The organism is Paenibacillus sp. FSL R7-0048, assembly GCF_038004505.1.
Classification (GTDB): domain Bacteria; phylum Bacillota; class Bacilli; order Paenibacillales; family Paenibacillaceae; genus Paenibacillus_AQ; species Paenibacillus_AQ odorifer.
Genome location: NZ_JBBORF010000001.1, coordinates 6,102,224 through 6,118,688, shown reverse-complemented (window position 1 = coordinate 6,118,688; position 16,465 = coordinate 6,102,224). Strand labels below are relative to the sequence as shown.

The 16,465-nt window shown below is 46.7% G+C and carries 13 protein-coding genes; 8 read left to right on the top strand and 5 right to left on the bottom strand.

Annotation, left to right across the window (positions count from 1 at the left end; translation table 11 throughout):
* Position 1: 1 nt before the first annotated feature.
* Complete coding sequence (locus NSQ91_RS27090; RefSeq protein WP_340920691.1) at positions 2-559, bottom strand: GbsR/MarR family transcriptional regulator; 558 nt, start codon at positions 557-559, stop codon at positions 2-4.
* Positions 560-815: 256 nt separating this feature from the next.
* On the opposite strand from NSQ91_RS27090, the gene NSQ91_RS27085 reads away from it, so the two are divergent.
* The 8 genes from NSQ91_RS27085 (at position 816) to NSQ91_RS27050 (ending at position 9,344) form a co-directional block, all read left to right on the top strand.
* Complete coding sequence (locus NSQ91_RS27085) at positions 816-2,009, top strand: quaternary amine ABC transporter ATP-binding protein (protein WP_036685362.1); 1,194 nt, start codon at positions 816-818, stop codon at positions 2,007-2,009.
* Positions 2,009-2,842 carry an ABC transporter permease gene (locus NSQ91_RS27080; protein WP_076099393.1) on the top strand — a complete coding sequence of 278 codons (834 nt, stop codon included), beginning with the start codon at positions 2,009-2,011 and terminating at the stop codon, positions 2,840-2,842. The genes NSQ91_RS27085 and NSQ91_RS27080 overlap by 1 nt, the downstream gene beginning before the upstream one ends.
* Before the next feature lie 13 nt (positions 2,843-2,855).
* The gene (locus NSQ91_RS27075; protein ID WP_038573223.1) at positions 2,856-3,725 is read left to right on the top strand and encodes a glycine betaine ABC transporter substrate-binding protein; all 870 of its coding nucleotides are present in this window, start codon (positions 2,856-2,858) and stop codon (positions 3,723-3,725) included.
* 287 nt (positions 3,726-4,012) lie between these two features.
* Complete coding sequence (locus tag NSQ91_RS27070; RefSeq protein WP_076099392.1) at positions 4,013-4,624, top strand: TVP38/TMEM64 family protein; 612 nt, start codon at positions 4,013-4,015, stop codon at positions 4,622-4,624.
* Between the two features lie 154 nt (positions 4,625-4,778).
* On the top strand, positions 4,779-5,858 hold the full coding sequence (gene yunB, locus NSQ91_RS27065) for a sporulation protein YunB (protein WP_076099391.1): 1,080 nt from the start codon (positions 4,779-4,781) through the stop codon (positions 5,856-5,858).
* Positions 5,859-5,927: 69 nt separating this feature from the next.
* The gene (locus NSQ91_RS27060; RefSeq protein WP_340920684.1) at positions 5,928-7,412 is read left to right on the top strand and encodes a hypothetical protein; all 1,485 of its coding nucleotides are present in this window, start codon (positions 5,928-5,930) and stop codon (positions 7,410-7,412) included.
* Positions 7,409-8,614: a hypothetical protein gene (locus NSQ91_RS27055; RefSeq protein WP_340920679.1), complete on the top strand. Its 1,206-nt coding sequence runs from the start codon at positions 7,409-7,411 to the stop codon at positions 8,612-8,614. The genes NSQ91_RS27060 and NSQ91_RS27055 overlap by 4 nt, the downstream gene beginning before the upstream one ends.
* On the top strand, positions 8,607-9,344 hold the full coding sequence (locus NSQ91_RS27050) for a glycosyltransferase (protein ID WP_076193397.1): 738 nt from the start codon (positions 8,607-8,609) through the stop codon (positions 9,342-9,344). Before NSQ91_RS27055 ends, NSQ91_RS27050 begins: the two co-directional genes overlap by 8 nt.
* A 25-nt stretch (positions 9,345-9,369) precedes the next feature.
* Here NSQ91_RS27050 and NSQ91_RS27045 read toward each other — a convergent pair whose 3' ends face one another.
* The 4 genes from NSQ91_RS27045 to NSQ91_RS27030 form a co-directional block, all read right to left on the bottom strand.
* Positions 9,370-11,319: a tetratricopeptide repeat-containing glycosyltransferase family 2 protein gene (locus NSQ91_RS27045; RefSeq protein WP_340920675.1), complete on the bottom strand. Its 1,950-nt coding sequence runs from the start codon at positions 11,317-11,319 to the stop codon at positions 9,370-9,372.
* A gap of 15 nt (positions 11,320-11,334) precedes the next feature.
* Positions 11,335-12,756 (bottom strand): tetratricopeptide repeat-containing glycosyltransferase family 2 protein, encoded by a 1,422-nt coding sequence (locus tag NSQ91_RS27040; RefSeq protein WP_312151366.1) that lies wholly within the window; start codon positions 12,754-12,756, stop codon positions 11,335-11,337.
* On the bottom strand, positions 12,753-14,798 hold the full coding sequence (locus tag NSQ91_RS27035; protein ID WP_340920670.1) for a glycosyltransferase: 2,046 nt from the start codon (positions 14,796-14,798) through the stop codon (positions 12,753-12,755). Before NSQ91_RS27035 ends, NSQ91_RS27040 begins: the two co-directional genes overlap by 4 nt.
* 113 nt (positions 14,799-14,911) lie before the next feature.
* The gene (locus tag NSQ91_RS27030) at positions 14,912-16,450 is read right to left on the bottom strand and encodes a DUF6385 domain-containing protein (RefSeq protein WP_340920666.1); all 1,539 of its coding nucleotides are present in this window, start codon (positions 16,448-16,450) and stop codon (positions 14,912-14,914) included.
* Between the last annotated feature and the right edge of the window lie 15 nt (positions 16,451-16,465).

Below are 16,465 nucleotides of genomic sequence, written 5' to 3'. Positions count from 1 at the left end.
TTTAAGTTTCTTTAGGGATAAATTCAAAAATTTTGCCACTCTCAAAAGATTCTATTAGTTTCAGCAACCAGCGGTAGTAGTTAATGGATTCAGTTATTTTTTCTTCATCTGTATTTAAGAGCTGCATAAGTTTACTATCGTGACTATACTCTTTTTTCATATCGTTAATTTCTGCAAGTGATTTCGCTAGTGAGATCATATTACCTTCGACGGCTTTTCTCCATTTAATAGAGAAGTAATCACTGAAGTTCTGATGCCAGTCAGGCACAGTGGTGAACAAGTCTTTGCGCGTCCCTCTCCCCCATACTTTGTCGATCATTTTCAGATCTAGAAGGGTACGGACTCCCGTACTCATGGACGTTTTACTCATTCCCATTGTTTTGCTGAGCTCATCCAGTGTCACTGGACCTTGATTGAAGTACATATAACCGTATAAATGTCCAATAGACAAGGTAATGCCATACAGATCCATGTTTTTGCCGATAGAATCGATCACACGTTCACGGGCTTTACTAATCTTCTCTATTTGTTCGGGCGTAAGCCCTTCTAAATCGTTCATGATGTCCCTCCTGAGGAATAGGTCGATAGACTGCAACCTTATACAATGTATTGTAATCAAATCCCCCTCCATAAGTAAAGAATTCATGAATAAAGGAATTTGGCGTAAAACAGAGTATTCCATACATAAAGTTCGTAAAGTTAAAACTGTACACTAATTTTTATCCGTATATGGTGTTTGCATGAATTTTCAATAGTCCGGTAAACTACTATAAGTGAACTAAACCCGGATAACATTTCGGGAGAAGGAGGACGGCATGGCTATTATAGAGGTGAAACAACTAACCAAAGTATTCGGTCATGATGCGGGACGCGCGATTCCTTTATTAGAGCAAGGGATGTCGAAGGAAAAAATTGCTCAGGAATTGAAGTTGACAGTCGGAGTCAACAAAGCCGAATTCAGCATTGAAGAAGGAGAAATATTCGTCATTATGGGTTTGTCCGGCAGCGGTAAGTCGACGCTGGTTCGTTTGTTGAACCGCTTGATTGAGCCTACAGGGGGGCAAGTTCTTTTTAAAGGGAAAGATGTTGTGAAAATGAATCCGGAGCAGCTGCGCCAATTCAGACGGAAGAACATCGGCATGGTGTTTCAGAAGTTCGCATTATTTCCACATCGAAGCGTACTGGAGAATGCAGCATACGGGCTTGAAGTTCAGGGCGTAGATAAAAAGAAAAGAACTGAACTGGCAACGGAAGCCTTGCATCTGGTAGGTCTGAAAGGTTGGGAGAATCATCGTCCTGATCAACTCAGTGGAGGGATGCAGCAGCGTGTTGGACTGGCACGGGGCCTTGCCAACGACCCGGATATCCTGCTTATGGATGAGGCATTTAGTGCACTGGATCCGCTTATTCGTAAAGACATGCAGCAAGAGCTGCTGGAATTACAGGCCAGAGTGAAGAAGACCATCGTGTTTATCACTCATGATCTAGACGAAGCTTTGCGGATTGGAGATCGGATCGCACTGATGAAGGACGGAGTCATTGTGCAAATTGGTACACCGGAAGAAATCCTCATCCAACCTGCCAATAAATATGTAGAGCGATTCGTGGAGGATGTGGACTTGTCTAAGGTATTGACTGCAGCTCATGTAATGCGTCAGCCGGAAACAGTCAGACCTGAACGCGGGCCTCGGGTAGCGCTTCAATTAATGCGTGACAGTGGTATATTCAGTCTGTATGTAGTGGACAAGGAAAATAAGCTTCTGGGTGTTATTACAGCTGAGGATGCCCTTAAGGCACTGAATGATAATAAATCTATTCTGGAAGTAACGCGGAGAGAAATCCCACGTGTACAACCGGAAACGCTACTCAATGATTTCTTTGAATTAATATCTGAGACACATTTGCCTGTAGCCGTCGTAGATGAAGCGGATAAATTGAAGGGTATTGTGATTAAAGGAGCCGTTCTTTCCGCACTCGCCGGCAACGCGGTACCGGAAGGAGGATTATAATGGACATTCCTAAACTGCCTTTGGGAAAGGCACTCGAGTGGTTGGAAAATTGGCTGACGACTTATTGTGGGCCCCTGTTTGACTTCATCCATTCGATTATCGGTGGTATGGTGGCTGGCATTGAAAATGCACTTACCTTCCTGCCAGCATTAGTACTTATCGTGCTTATTGCAGCTTTGTCTTATTGGATCGGTAAATGGCGCATGGCACTATTTGCGGTCATTGGGTTGCTTCTGATCGATAATCTTGGATTATGGGGACCTTCTATGCAGTCCTTGGCCCTTGTTCTAACCGCCTCGATATTGGCTGTAGTAATTGGTGTGCCGATTGGTATTTTATGTGCGCAGAGAAATACCGTTAGAAATATAGTTACGCCTATTTTGGACTTTATGCAGACGATGCCGGCTTTTGTATATTTATTGCCAGCGGTATCCTTTTTCTCACTGGGCGTAGTTCCAGGGGTTATTGCTTCGATTATTTTTGCAATTCCGCCAACGATTCGCTTGACCAATCTCGGAATTCGTCAGGTTTCGGAGGAACTGGTGGAGGCAGCAGATGCTTTCGGATCGACACCTACTCAGAAATTGGTTAAATTGCAGCTTCCAATCGCTTTACCAACAATTATGGCAGGTGTGAACCAGACCATTATGTTGTCACTGTCAATGGTTGTTATCTCATCGATGATTGGTGCACAGGGCGTGGGTGCCTATGTATACCGTGCGGTATCACAGGCTAAGACAGGAGACGGATTCGAAGCAGGGATTGCGATCGTTATTATCGCCATTCTGCTGGACCGTTTGACACAGAACGCACTAAAACCAAAACAAAGATAGGAGTTTTAAATAAATGAAGAAGAAAAATATAGGGGTATTCCTGTTAGTTATTATGATGATTGCTGTTATTGCTGGATGTTCTTCATCAAGTAAAGAGAAGGTAAAATTAGCATATGTAGCATGGGATTCGGAAATTGCGAGTACTTATGTAGTAAAGGAAGTACTTGAAACTAAGCTTGGAGCTACCGTTGAAATGCTGCAGGTAGATGCTGGTCCAATGTGGGCTGGGGTTGCAGACGGTAGTGCGGATGGAATGGTTGCAGCTTGGCTGCCAAGCACCCATGCGGCTTATTTAGAGAAGTACGGTGCAAAAATTGAAGATTTGGGTGCAAATCTAAACGGAACTAAGGTTGGCTTGGCTGTTCCGGCCTATATGGATATTAACTCTATTGAAGACTTGAAGAACAGTGATATGGCAGCAAAGCTGAACAATCGCATTATCGGCATTGAGCCAGGTGCCGGCATTATGACAACCACAGAAAAGGCTATCGCAGAATATGATCTTAGCGATTACACACTTCTTGAAAGCTCATCCGCAGCGATGGCTCAGGAACTGCAAAAGGCTTATGACAATAACGAGCCAATCGTTGTTACAGGTTGGACACCACACTGGATGTTCGCCAATATGGATCTGAAATATCTGGAAGATCCAAAAGGGGTTTACGGTGCGGATGAACAGATCCACACGATGGTTCGCCAAGGTCTGAAAGATGACATGCCGAATGTCTACAAATTCCTGGATCAATTCGAATGGACAGCAGAAGATATGGCCAAAGTAATGATTGAGGTTCAGGGTGGCAAGTCACCAGAAGAAGCCGCTAAAACTTGGGTGGAGAGCAATCCGGATAAAGTGAATGCTTGGGTTGCAGGTATAGAATTGTAAGTAGATTAAAAACTGTGTTATGATGTGAAGAATAAATGGAAACAAAAATGTAACTTGTACGCTAACTACTGTTCTTTACACATTACACTTCATAAGCAAGCTCATTCAATAAAACACCCCGTAAGGGGTGTTTTTCTTGGGAATATAAGCAAAGTATTACAAGCTCTTAGTGTACCCTGCTTATATTTCAATAAGAATGGATACCTAGTTTACACACTTAGACTTATGCTTTGTCAAAGTAAATCAGGAGGCAGCTGCTGCAAGGAGTCAAGAGAGGAGACTGCTTCATGACAGAGACCATAAATACCTGGATTGATTGGCTGCTGCAAACGCTGGGCCTTAGCGGGCCATCTATTTTATTCGTGACCATCCCGCTCGCACTTTTGCAGAGTATATTAGGATTTTTTCCATTCGTAATTTTGATCGTGCTGCATGTCTCTGTTTTTAACGTAATTGGAGGTATGCTGATCAGTTGGCTGGCCTGCAATCTGGGCGGAATACTGATGTATTTTCTCATTCGGCGATATCTGTATAACTGGTTTGACCGAAAATGGAGAAGCAAACTGAAGCGCTATGATAAATGGCAACGTTACTTGGATCGATATGGGATTTGGACACTGGTGCTATTGCGTACGATCCCGATTATTCCGAATAATGTAATCAATTTCATGTCTGCTGTTTCACCGATTAAAGCCTCATCTTTTATATGGGGAACCGTACTTGGTAATTTGTCTTATATATGGTTATTCGGTACGATCGGATCCACCTTAATTGTTCCGCGTGAAGAATGGAATGGTTATCTTACCTGGTATGCGGTGTTTATAGCTATTCTCATTGGCATCTTTATTCGGCGTCATTGGGACCATTTGCAGGAGGATAAGCGGAGCAGAATGCACTAATATCATCTTCCCAGTTCATGATCTAAAGGATGAAGAACGTTACTTCAGGCGCAGTTTGCCGGAGGGAACGTTCTTCTTTTTTGTCCTCTTAGCGAATACCTTAAATTAAGTGGAGGTGGCTTGACCTCTGCGTAAGGCGGGAGGGACTATTGCAATGGGCAGATTGAAAAAATGGGGGAACCGAAGGCTGAGAATACCTGATCTAGGCCATTTTCGGCTGCCAAAAATAAATGGGGACACGAATCGGAGATTCTCAGCGAGAAGCTCTGCATTCAAGTCAAAACCCAGCCGGGCAGCGGTTAGGCCGCAGCGTACGCGCTTTGAAGCCAAACGTAGCAAAGGCCGCTTTAGGTTATCCAGCCGGCCAGAGAGTAAGGTAACGGTTGCAGGCGGAAGAACACATAAGCCAAGAAGCCGACGCAAATTTTGGCTGATAGCCTCCTTAGTAATACTTGTGCTGGTGCTGCAATCCTTGCGCTATGTGGAGCTGCATATGAAGCCGCCCATCCTGCATTTAGCACAAATACGTGTGAAGCAAATCGCTACGGAATCGATTAATAAGGCGATTACCTCTCAGGTTGCGAATGGAGGGAATGCGGAAGAGCTAATTGATTGGAAGACGGATAAGAACGGGAAAATATCAGGGTTCATGCTCAACTACGCGGAGCATATGCGTATTACTTCGCAAGCGGCACAGGTCATTCAGTCTACGCTGCAGGAATTGCATAATCGAACAGAATATATTCCGCTGGGGCAAGCGCTGGGCAGTCCCCTTATTGCTTCTTATGGACCCGATATTCCGATCAAGATTGAACCACAAGGTGCGGTTAAGGTTGAACTCAGCACCCGCCAGCAAAACGCTGGGATCAATATGATTCTGGTCGAGGTATACATTCATATTGTGACAGAGGTTGCAGTCGTCATTCCTTTTGATATGGAGCCGCAGGTAGTGGATACAGAAATTCCTGTGTCTTATCTGATGGTTGTTGGAGATGTACCTATGTATTATTACGATAATCAAGGTCAACCTGTGGGGGCTAACGGCAGCAGTGCTCCGGGAATTGCCATTCCTGCTCCAGCTGTAGGCGGGGATAAGAGTGGAGTAGTGGATCAGGGCAAGGATACCTCCAGCAACAGTCAGAAAGATAACAGCTCGTCTCCAGCGGCAACCGATCCCGCGAGTACGGGTGCAGAGCATACGGAAGAAGACAAAGGCGCGGGCGGAGGAAATTAAGGGGATATCATGCTTCAGTGCTCATAGACTATAGGTAGAACAGCTTTAATAAATGGAGCGTGAATCCTAATGTCGCAAGAATCTCTGAATGTGGAACGCTTGGCGGGAAGGTATGGGTTCTTGGAGCGCACGGGACTACTTCCACTGCCGAGTAAAGATGGGCTTACCCTTGTAGTTGAGCTAAGCCGCCTGGAATGTGCCGCAGCTTGCTTACCCTTGCTGCTGCTCCATTCTGGAGAGTCTGTGCGCATTATTGCTGTGGCGATGACTCCTGATTTTCCTATGGAAACTTTAGCGGGACAGTTCTCACCGGAGCAGCCGATTCTCTTTCTTCCTTATGAAAAGGAGGAGTACATGCCTAACCAGGCTTTGGCACAGATCGAAACCAGTTTCGCGGTTTTGCTTGAAGATTCGATCATGGTATCACCTGGCTGGCTAAGTGAGCTATTGTGGGTTCCTTTTGATGACGCTGTAGTTAAGGTGGTGGCCCCTCGCTCTTCAACCGAAAGAGGGGAAGGGAAGAAACGTCTTCACTTCGGCACCTATGATGAGTTTGCTGCTCATGTAAGCTACAGTCTTGGCCGGCATCAAGGAGAATGGCGAGAGATGGATGTACTAACGGGTTCTTGTCTCCTGTTCTCTAAAGAGCTGCTTCAGCGTATTGGAGGGTTGGACACCTCGCTTCAAGCGCGGCCTTTTATGATTGCCGATTGGTGTCTTCGAGCGCGGCAGTCTGGAGCCAAGCTGGCGCTAAGTGATGCTGTGTATGTTCATGCTATACATTCACTTGATAGGGGCCAGAGAAGGCTGAACGGACCAACACTTGCGGATGGCTGGCAGTCGTACAGTACAAAATGGGCGCTGGAAGATGTCTTAGAAGCCGAAGAACATCTTGTACCGCAGAATGGATTCTTACAATCAACACAACCTGTTATTCCACTCGGTAAGGCATCCTTGACAACGCCATTAGTGACGGCGATTGTTTATTGTGAAGAGGATGGGAATGGGGACCATCTTCCGCAGGAATGGGCAGCTACACAGGAGCAGCAGAGCTACAAGAATATTCGCTGGATCTGGATCAAGGACAGCTGGATGAACACAGCTCCCGGCTTGCCAGTAAATGAACAGGATGTAGTGATTACAGTTCGTGGTCAAGAGGCTTGGCTGCGGGCTTTGAGGAATGCATCTGCATTATTTGAGTGTGAGATAACTGTGTATTTATCAGACTCTATCAGATATGAGAAATATTACGTTGAACGGGTAGTGAAGGCGATCACCCAAGGTTCCGCGGATCTGATCGTTAGTTTATCTACCGATATGGACGAAGAGGTGGGGCATTTACTTAAGGGAGACCCTTCGGGAATCGTTTTTCCGTTAGAGCGAGTTGCTCATAAAGGCGGGAATGTGCCTGGAGTGATTACTTGTAAGGCGTCTACTTCGCACCAATTGCAGCTTCACCCTGAAGCTTCACTAACTATAGGTTATGTAGGGGATTTGTCCGAACCGCAGGGGAAGAAGGCAGATAGCAGCAAGGGCAAGGAGGCGCAGTCATGAAATATTTAATTCTGAGCAGAGGCTCCTGGGAGGAATACGAATATAAAAGACTGTTGGATCTTCTGCCCGAGCGGGAAGAGGTCTGTTTTGCCGGAAGAATGACTCTTGAACAGCAGACTAACAGCCAGATCAAGCCGGTAATGATCGCGGATATTCATACTCTCAAGGCGAGGGAGTACACACTTCTGGTCTCTTCTCCCTATTGGCTACCAGAGGTTCTTTCTTTGCAAGCGGGATATATAGTGGCTTTGTTAGAGCGCTGTCCGGAAGAAGAAAATAAGGTCTTATGGGATAAATACAGCGGCTTGCTTGGAGCAAAGGCCGATCTAGTAGGAACCCGATCAGAACGGATCTATCTGGAGCAGAGCTTGTGCAGGGAGAATGTTATTTATCTCGACGGGGATCAGCAGGAATCGTATGGAGTTGTATGTCAGCGCGAGCGGATTTATTTTCTGACAGATTATGAAGTGTTATGGAGTAAGGCGATTGGGAGCTTATGGCAGGAGGATCCCCTCCTTGCTAAGGACTGGTTTAGGATTCAACTCCAGCTTAGGGCGGATTATTATACTTCGATGTGCGCCAAGCTGCCCAGCCAGCCTGTTGTACATTATTTGGCAGCATCTTATTTGTATTTGCTTGGGGACTCCACAGCGAATCGATATCTGGCGCAATCCTTTGAGTTAATGGTGCTGTATGAATATTTGGATTGCCTTATTTCACACTTCCGGTTTTTTTCTGCAATAGAAGCCAAGACAGGGAATCTGGAAACGGCGGTCCGCCAATTTGCGATTACAGCATTTACCGCAGAGGAGAAGCAAGCAGTAGAAAGGATGGAGGGCTGGCTCCATTCCGGGCAGGATGAACTGGTTCGTGCGGAGTTGTTCCACCGGAATGAGGATGAGGCAGCGGCGGTAAGAATTTTAAGTCCGCTAACTTCTCCCGAGGCAAAAGCGTTGCTGGTGCAAAATTATGTTCGGACTTTTCAATGGGAAAAGGCAATAGTGCTGCAACATGAGCAGGAAGAAAATGTGGATGAAGCCATGGAAGGCACCATACACTTGCTGTATGGCAGGCGGCACGAGGCCATTCGCAGCTTTTTAAATGCAGGAGGGCAAGACAATCAGGCATGGCCACTTTTGTCAGAGATGGCAGATCTCGAAGAGGCTGTAAGACGATTGAGAAGGAGAGTGGAGGATGAGTAGTCATAGAGGGCCACTCCGCAAAACATCAGGCAACCGTCTGACCGCTATTATGCAGGTTAGGAACGAAGCCGGAAGGTATTTAGAGCAGGTGCTGGAGGAATTAAGTGAGTTCGTGGATGATATTGTGATCGTGGATGATGGAAGTACAGATCATACGGCTCAGTTATGTCTCTCTTTTGCCAAAGTTAAAAAGCTCGTAACCCTGCAAAGCTCTTTGTTTAACCGTGAATGGGAGCTACGGCAAACATTGTGGGAGCTGGCGGTATCTACGAATCCGGATTGGCTGCTGTCTGTGGATGCCGATGAGTTCTATGAAGAGTCTGCTAAACGGGAGATGAGGCGACTCATCGATCAGGATGTGTATGACTGGGTATCCTTCCGATTATTTGATTTTTGGGGTGGCACCACACATTACCGTGAAGATGAGCATTGGAATATCCACACGAAGCATACCCGTACACTAGTCCGGTATTTGCCGAACTTTCATTATTTTTTTCCGAAAATGGATCATCATGTGCCAAGACTTCCGCTCTCTTATTCGGTATTGCCGGGGTTTCTTACCGAGCTGCGTGTGAAACATTATGGTTGGGCGATATCCCCTGAGGAGCTTCGGCGAAAATACTCGCGTTACCTGGAGCTTGATCCAGAGGGGCGCTGGGGTAGTCTGGAGCAGTACGAATCTATCCTTGATGAGCAGCCCCATCTGGTGGAATGGCAAGAGGAGCTTTGAAATCCGCATCTGATCTGCCAACCGGCTAAGTCCGGCTGGCAGATCTCAGAAGCAGCGCAGAAGGGATATGAGCTGATGGTATCCCTTGCGGATATACTTCTGCTGCGAGCTGCAGCTTGTAATAAGCGAGGCTCACGGCTGCGGTAGCCCCCCCGACTCTACGCAAAGCGGCTTCATCCTCTACATGAAGGATGGGCATCTCTCCGCAGGAGTAGGATATCGCAGCGTATAAATGCCACTCGGTACAGTCCGCAGGCGTATGATATTGAGGGTGCTTGCTGACATAAATAGAGCACCATTGTTTTTTTATGGAGGTAGGGGCTTCGAGTAATCCGTAGAGTAAGGGCTGCGGCAGACTGGACCATTGTAAGGAAGATCCTTCCGAATGGCGATAAAGTGTCAATAAACTATTCCAAGCACCAGTCTGAAGCAGCAATTGTGCTGCATAGTTGAGATCCGAAAGATCAGCTTTAAGTCTATAATTCCCCGCTAAAATATGATGGATCGATAAAATCCCCGGTCTGTAAGGCAATAGACAGACAAGCCAGCGCATGGCAGACTCAGTATCTCCAATACGGCAAGAGAAAGCCCACAGGTAGCCAAGTACAAAGGATCGGTTGGAAAGATGGGAAGGATCATGAAGCAGCTGTTCAAGCGGTGCGAGTGTCTGAAAATGTTCCGGTTGATTGTTTATTTCCAGAATCGCCTGCAATGCAGCCTGAACAGATGAGGGTAACTGGCTGGCTGTAGAAAGCTCAGCTTGCCATTCCGGATCGCGGGCATTGAGCGCTGCGGGCAGAAGATAACTCAAAGTATCAGGAGATAAAGAGTGAAGATAGTTGTGGGTCAATGCTCGTAGTTGTGCCTTCTCTCCAGATAGAAGGCTTAGTGGGACGAGTTCTTTCCACGCTTCGCTATAATCAGGCTTATGTTGTATAGCAGCCTCGTAATGTCTCCACGCATCCGGATATTGGTATAACTTCTCACAGACTCTTCCGGCTAGTAGTTCTGTCCGATACGTTCCACTGCCTGAGGAAGAAGGGTATTTATGTGCTGTATTCCCGCTCTGAAGTGCGTTCTCCAAGAAGTGCTTGGCTGAGCTGAGCTTCCCTTGTTCCAGTAATAGGAGGGCATAGCTTTCTAATAAATCCGTGAAATCAGGAAAAAGACCGCTCCCCGTACGAAAAACTTCCTCGGCTTCCTGCTTTCGGTCACATAGTTGTAAGGCGTACGCCGTCTTAAGGTAAATATCTGAGACATAACCGGAAGGGGCTGGAACATCGGTGAGCAGCGGAAGGAGGATCTCTGCCGCTTCTTTATATTGACCCTGCTGATAATACTCTGCCCCTAACGCGTAACGAAGAAAAAGATGGTTCGGTTGAAGCCGCAGATCCCTGTTGATGAGTGCTAAATTGCGGTTATATTTATTTTTACGCAGCAGTTCATCTTCTAAATATCCGTAGTGGAAAATACGCAAATCTGCATAAGCGATCTCCCCCGCTGGAAGCTCCCAAATGCTGCTGGCAATCTCCTCATGAATACTTCCGCGAAAAATAATTCTTTTATCATTTTTGAATAATCGACAGACATGATCTGTAACAAAATCCGCTTCAGGTATTTCACCGACATAGTGGATAATGGGCAGCCAATACCCATGAATATACTCGGCACCAAGCAAGGGCTGGAGCAGCTCCTCACTCCAATGATCCACAGCCTCATCAGCATCCAGTACCAGAACCCAAGCGGAAGTTGCATACTCTAGGCTTATATTCCGCGCTTTGGCAAAATCATTTTCCCAAGGAATGTCGATAATCTTTGCACCGAACCTCTGAGCGATTTCTTTACTGTTATCCTCTGAGCCTGTATCCGCAATGATAATCTCAGACACTAGCCCGCGCACAGAGGATAAGCATTTCTCCAGATGGTTTGCCTCGTTCTTAATAATCATGCAAAGTGTGATATCCGGTGTGGTCATAGGAATACGTCCTTCCTAATCTGAAACTCTGGGCAGTGGAAGTGCGAGTCGCACTCTTTTAGCCGTTGGAGAATAGGGGGTTGAAGAAGTGAGGGAGGCAAGCAGACGATCCGCCAACAAAAGCTCCGAACGCCCTGGGTGATAGGCTGGGTTGAATAACGAGTCATTAGATGAGGACTGCCCTGTGGTCTTCATCAGCTGTTTTGCTGCCTCTTCACATCCCTCAATCCGCATTAAATCTAAGAGAAGTCCGCTTTTAACAGCTGTGTATTCGGGTAGATGAGCGTGAAGCCAGCCCGAAATTTCATTTTCGCGCTCAGCACATTTTAAGGCTCGGATCAGTCGGGTTATGATGGGCGTTGGCTCGGGATGAAGCTGAGCAGCTTTGGTATAACAGGCACAGGCTTCGGTCTCATCGCCTATTTCTTCGCATAACTGTCCCAGCAAATAAAATGTCAAATAAGATCCGAATCCGGACTCGGTATGGTAACCGGAAGGAGCTTCTCCAATGACTAAGGCTTGCAGCAATGCTGTTTTGGCCTCAGCTAGGGCCCCCATTTGAAACAGCAGCACACCTTTGATATGAGCCAAGTCAGGATAATCCGGATGTAAGGTTATCCCTGAGTCGCAAGCTTCCAGCGCCGCGTTGAAATCTTTTAATTCTGCCAGGCAGCGGATTTGATATTTGTGCAGCAGATGAACGTAACTTGTGTCGGGTGGAGCTTCGTTAAGTGATCTTTTGATATGCTCTAGAGCCGGTTGATATTCACTAAGCCGCATATATTCAACAGCCATATTGAAATGGTGGAAGGGGTCATTGGGATTTAACTTTAGCTGTTCCTTGAGCAGCTCTACATTTCGTTTGATCTTATCTTTTTTAGCTACTACGCCGTCTGCATAACCGTAATGATGGATGATTATGGTGCTTAAATGCATTGCTGCTTTGGGTGTAGCTTTTACGATCGTTTCTGCAATCTGTTCGTGGATGATGCCGCTGAAACGGTACTGCGGGCGGTTACGGAATAGCCGGATAATCGGATTAACAGTAATGGTCTGTGAAGCTGCGGTTAAACCTTTATGATTATGAATGCGCACAAAAAAAGCTTCATACTCCAAATGCTCCGCACACAGCAACAGCTCCCCCTTACTTTTCGCATCCAGTTCCTCGTCTCCATCCAGAATGAGAATCCATTGTCCGTGGGCTTGCTGAAGACCCGCGTTGCGGGCAGCGGCAAAATCGCCATTCCAAGGATGGTGAACAACTTTAGCTCCAAAGCTTAGAGCAATTTGTAGCGTGGAGTCGGTAGAGCCGGTGTCGACTACTATGATCTCATCGGCGACACCACGTACACTTTTTAAACATTGGCTTAGGTTATCTCCTTCGTTCTTAACGATCATGCATAGAGAAATCAGAGGTTTTTGGCTTGGCATGCTCATTTGGCTGTCCTCCCCTCACTCTGGCGGAAGCTCCACTGTGTGTGCCACGGTGTACGATTTAGTAAAAAGATGGATTTATGGATGGCACCAATATCCGTTTGCAGTGGACCATGAACGTTAGCTGCATCCAAGCTGTTTAGTGCCTCCTCCATGCTATGCTTCGCTTGCTGAAGGGAACAGAGTGCTAAACCCACTCGGGCAGCCTCATGCTCAGGCATCTGCTCCAGCGCTTGTTGAAACCATTCACTGGATTCCGTGTAATGCCCCTTGTCAAAGACCATCTCACCTATATAAAAAAGAACCTTCGCATCAGCCGCTTGATCGCTAACTAACCTGATAAAATGCTCACCGGCTGCATTCCTATTCCCTTCTTTATATAATGCTGCGGCTAATTCAGACCGAAAGGTAGGGAACAGCTTTATCAAAGCTTCGCTTAACGCGGGCTGGTGTAGTTTTACTGATTGTTCGATCAAATCTGAAATGAATGAGGAATGTAATGTTAATGAATCTACCTCTGCTTCAGCGGGATCTACCTTTTGTTGCTGGTGGCACTTCTGAATGTATTGCAGTCCGAAACGGAGTTCGTCTGGTGCATAGGTTAGCAGGTCATTGTGGAATTCTCCAAAAAGCGCCCAAGAGCAAATAGCCCAGAGGGTAGCCCACTTTTTCAGATATTCTAAATCATGGTTATCTTGCGTAGCTAAGGAGGTCATTTGTCTTATGGTTGCATAGGCGTCCTCTAGCTTGCCGGTGATCAGGAGTGAAGAGATCATCCAATTTGCCGTATCTAATTCCAAGGGAAAAGTGTCTCGGGATAAGTTAGTGATGGTCTCATTAGCATTTATCTCAAATAAGCTGTCAATGATTGCAGCTCGTTGGGCAGCATTAGTTGGGGGGACGAGTTGTATCAGCAAGCTGGCAATCTCCTCGTCGGGTACAGCTAAGCGTTGAAAAGCAGAAGCTATTCCCTGCAAGGCAGGCCTATATAAAGAGTGGTGTTGAAGCGCACGGTGGTAGAATCTCGCAGCGTCCTCCTGAAGCTCAAGCCGCTCTGAGATTAAGCCTAGTCGATAAAGTGGGCGGAAGGTGTTCATCCCTTGCTCAGATACATATTTTTGACTAACCTGATCTCCAGAAATGGATGCTGCACGCTGATAAGCTTGAAAAGCACGTTCTAACAAGCCTTGACTCTCCAAAGATTGGCCTAATAAAAAATGCAGGTCAGGGTAATCCTCATAACGCTCCAATTCAGGCAACAGCAAGGGATCTATGATATTGGTTTTTCCTTGAGTCAGATAAATTTTACAGAGATCTCTAATCATCGTAGGACGGTAAGAAGCTTCAAGTGGCACATGGTGAAGGGTCTGGCGAAGTAATGCCTCTGCTTCCTGAAGACGACCGTTCTGACAGCAGGTGACTGCTAAATTATACGAGTGAAAAGGATCTTCCGGTTGTTCGGCTAAAGCGAGTCGCAGCAGCTGCTCATTGCGTTTGATTTTATTTTTTCGTGCCATGATTTCCGGCAAATATCCGAAGTGTTCAATCTCAATATCACTATGCACAATCGCCGAGATGTTATGTGATTTAAGAATTGCAGCGTCAATTCCTTCATGAATTCTTCCGCTATATCGATAACCCTGTCCATTTCGGAATAAACGAATCGCACTGTGCTTTACCTTATCCTCAGGCTGAACGCCAAGCCAATTATCAATGTGTACTGTAAAAGCCTGAGCTTGCGTGTTTTGCAGGAGGCTGCGGAGTTCCGGAAGTGGAGTTTGCAGGCGTTCATCGGCATCAAGGACTAGAATCCAATCGGTATCCGCCTGATCGAGACCTTCGTTACGTGCTGCAGCAAAGTTTTCTGTCCATTCCCGTTGGAATACTCTAGCCCCGTGCGCTTGGGAAATAGCTATGGATTCGTCAGTAGAGCCTGTATCTATGACCACAATCTCGTCAACACCTGCTACGCTTGTGAGACAGTGGGGCAGAAGATCAGCTTCATTGTTAACGATGAGGTGGACGCCAAGCGTAATATTGTTCACGTTGTTTCCTCCTTGTTACATATGTAGAAGTAGAAATCAGCTTTTGCTATCAAAAGAAAAAGCACATGGATATCCATGCACTCTTTCGTTACAACATATGATGGGCATCTGCATTACGTTCCCTGTGCGTTGAAACTTACATTGATTGTTGAGGCGGCCCCTGCATTCGTTGATTGATAGGATAAGCGTGTATATTTCAGGAATCTGGCTGGAACTATGACATCGATAGAACCTGCTGCTAAAGGATTATCTCCTGTGGTATCGACGAAATAGTTCGTTCCGTCAGCACTGATTTCTACTCGTGTATTGACCGGGTTAGCTCCAGTGTTATTGATGAAAAAGGAATAGGTCCCCAATACGCTCGTAGTCACTGCTGGCAGTGGAGTATAGGCATTAGCAGTTGCAATACCCGTCGTTGTCTGTTCGATAAAGCTGCGTTGTGAAATAGAGGTCACACTACTGAGCGTACCAGCCGTAATGGTGGCTCCGAGCACGCTGGTAATGGTCCCGTTTAAGAGATTGGTGACCGTACCTGCTGAGGACAGAGTACCCGCAGTGATCGTGGCTCCAAGTACGCTGGTAATGGTCCCGTTTAGGAGGTTGGTGACCGTACCTGCGGAGGACAGAGTACCCGCAGTGATCGTAGCTCCGAGCACGCTGGTAATGGTCCCGTTTAAGAGGTTGGTGACCGTACCTGCTGAGGACAGAGTACCGGCTGTGATAGTAGCTCCAAGTACGCTGGTAATGGTCCCGTTTAAGAGATTGGTTACTGTACCTGCTGAGGACAAAGTACCCGCAGTGATCGTAGCTCCAAGTACGCTGGTAATGGTCCCGTTTAAGAGATTGGTTACTGTACCTGCTGAGGACAAAGTACCCGCAGTGATCGTAGCTCCAAGTACGTTAGTAATCGTGCCTTCGAGAATGTTGGTAATGGTACCTGCTGAGGATAGGGTACCAGCTGTGATCGTAGCTCCTAGCACACTAGTAATGGTCCCGTTAAGGATATTGGTGACCGTACCTGCTGAGGACAAAGTCCCCGCGGTAATAGTTGCGCCTAGTACACTAGTAATGGTACCAGCCGTAATCGTAGCTCCGAGCACGCTAGTAATCGTGCCTTCGAGAATGTTAGTAATGGTACCTGCGGAAGACAAAGTACCCGCAGTGATGGTAGCTCCAAGTACGCTAGTAATAGTCCCGTTAAGAATGTTGGTAACCGTACCTGCGGAGGACAAAGTCCCCGCAGTGATGGTAGCCCCGAGCACGTTAGTAATGGTACCTTCGAGAATGTTAGTAATGGTACCTGCGGAAGACAAAGTACCAGCTGTGATGGTAGCTCCGAGTACGCTAGTGATCGTCCCGTTAAGAATGTTGGTAACCGTACCTGCGGAGGACAAAGTACCCGCAGTGATGGTAGCTCCGAGTACGCTAGTAATGGTCCCGTTAAGAATGTTGGTAACCGTACCTGCGGAGGACAACGTACCCGCAGTGATGGTAGCTCCGAGTATATTGGAAATCGTACCATCTAGGATAATTGTCGTTAGATTTCCGCCTGGATCTGTAGTGAGCGGATGATCAATCAGCGAGGCATCCCGGCCAAAAATAAGCGTTCGTAGATTATCGGGATTAGCTTGAAAAGAGCTGTAGTTAGGCAAAGTTCCTCGTCCCTC

Excerpts from the sequence above, each read along its gene's own strand:
- NSQ91_RS27090 (WP_340920691.1), bottom strand. The coding sequence starts at position 559 with ATGAACGATTTAGAAGGGCTTACGCCCGAACAAATAGAGAAGATTAGT.
- NSQ91_RS27085 (WP_036685362.1), top strand. The coding sequence starts at position 816 with ATGGCTATTATAGAGGTGAAACAACTAACCAAAGTATTCGGTCATGAT.
- NSQ91_RS27080 (WP_076099393.1), top strand. The coding sequence starts at position 2,009 with ATGGACATTCCTAAACTGCCTTTGGGAAAGGCACTCGAGTGGTTGGAA.
- NSQ91_RS27075 (WP_038573223.1), top strand. The coding sequence starts at position 2,856 with ATGAAGAAGAAAAATATAGGGGTATTCCTGTTAGTTATTATGATGATT.
- NSQ91_RS27070 (WP_076099392.1), top strand. The coding sequence starts at position 4,013 with ATGACAGAGACCATAAATACCTGGATTGATTGGCTGCTGCAAACGCTG.
- yunB (WP_076099391.1), top strand. The coding sequence starts at position 4,779 with ATGGGCAGATTGAAAAAATGGGGGAACCGAAGGCTGAGAATACCTGAT.
- NSQ91_RS27060 (WP_340920684.1), top strand. The coding sequence starts at position 5,928 with ATGTCGCAAGAATCTCTGAATGTGGAACGCTTGGCGGGAAGGTATGGG.
- NSQ91_RS27055 (WP_340920679.1), top strand. The coding sequence starts at position 7,409 with ATGAAATATTTAATTCTGAGCAGAGGCTCCTGGGAGGAATACGAATAT.
- NSQ91_RS27050 (WP_076193397.1), top strand. The coding sequence starts at position 8,607 with ATGAGTAGTCATAGAGGGCCACTCCGCAAAACATCAGGCAACCGTCTG.
- NSQ91_RS27045 (WP_340920675.1), bottom strand. The coding sequence starts at position 11,319 with ATGACCACACCGGATATCACACTTTGCATGATTATTAAGAACGAGGCA.
- NSQ91_RS27040 (WP_312151366.1), bottom strand. The coding sequence starts at position 12,756 with ATGAGCATGCCAAGCCAAAAACCTCTGATTTCTCTATGCATGATCGTT.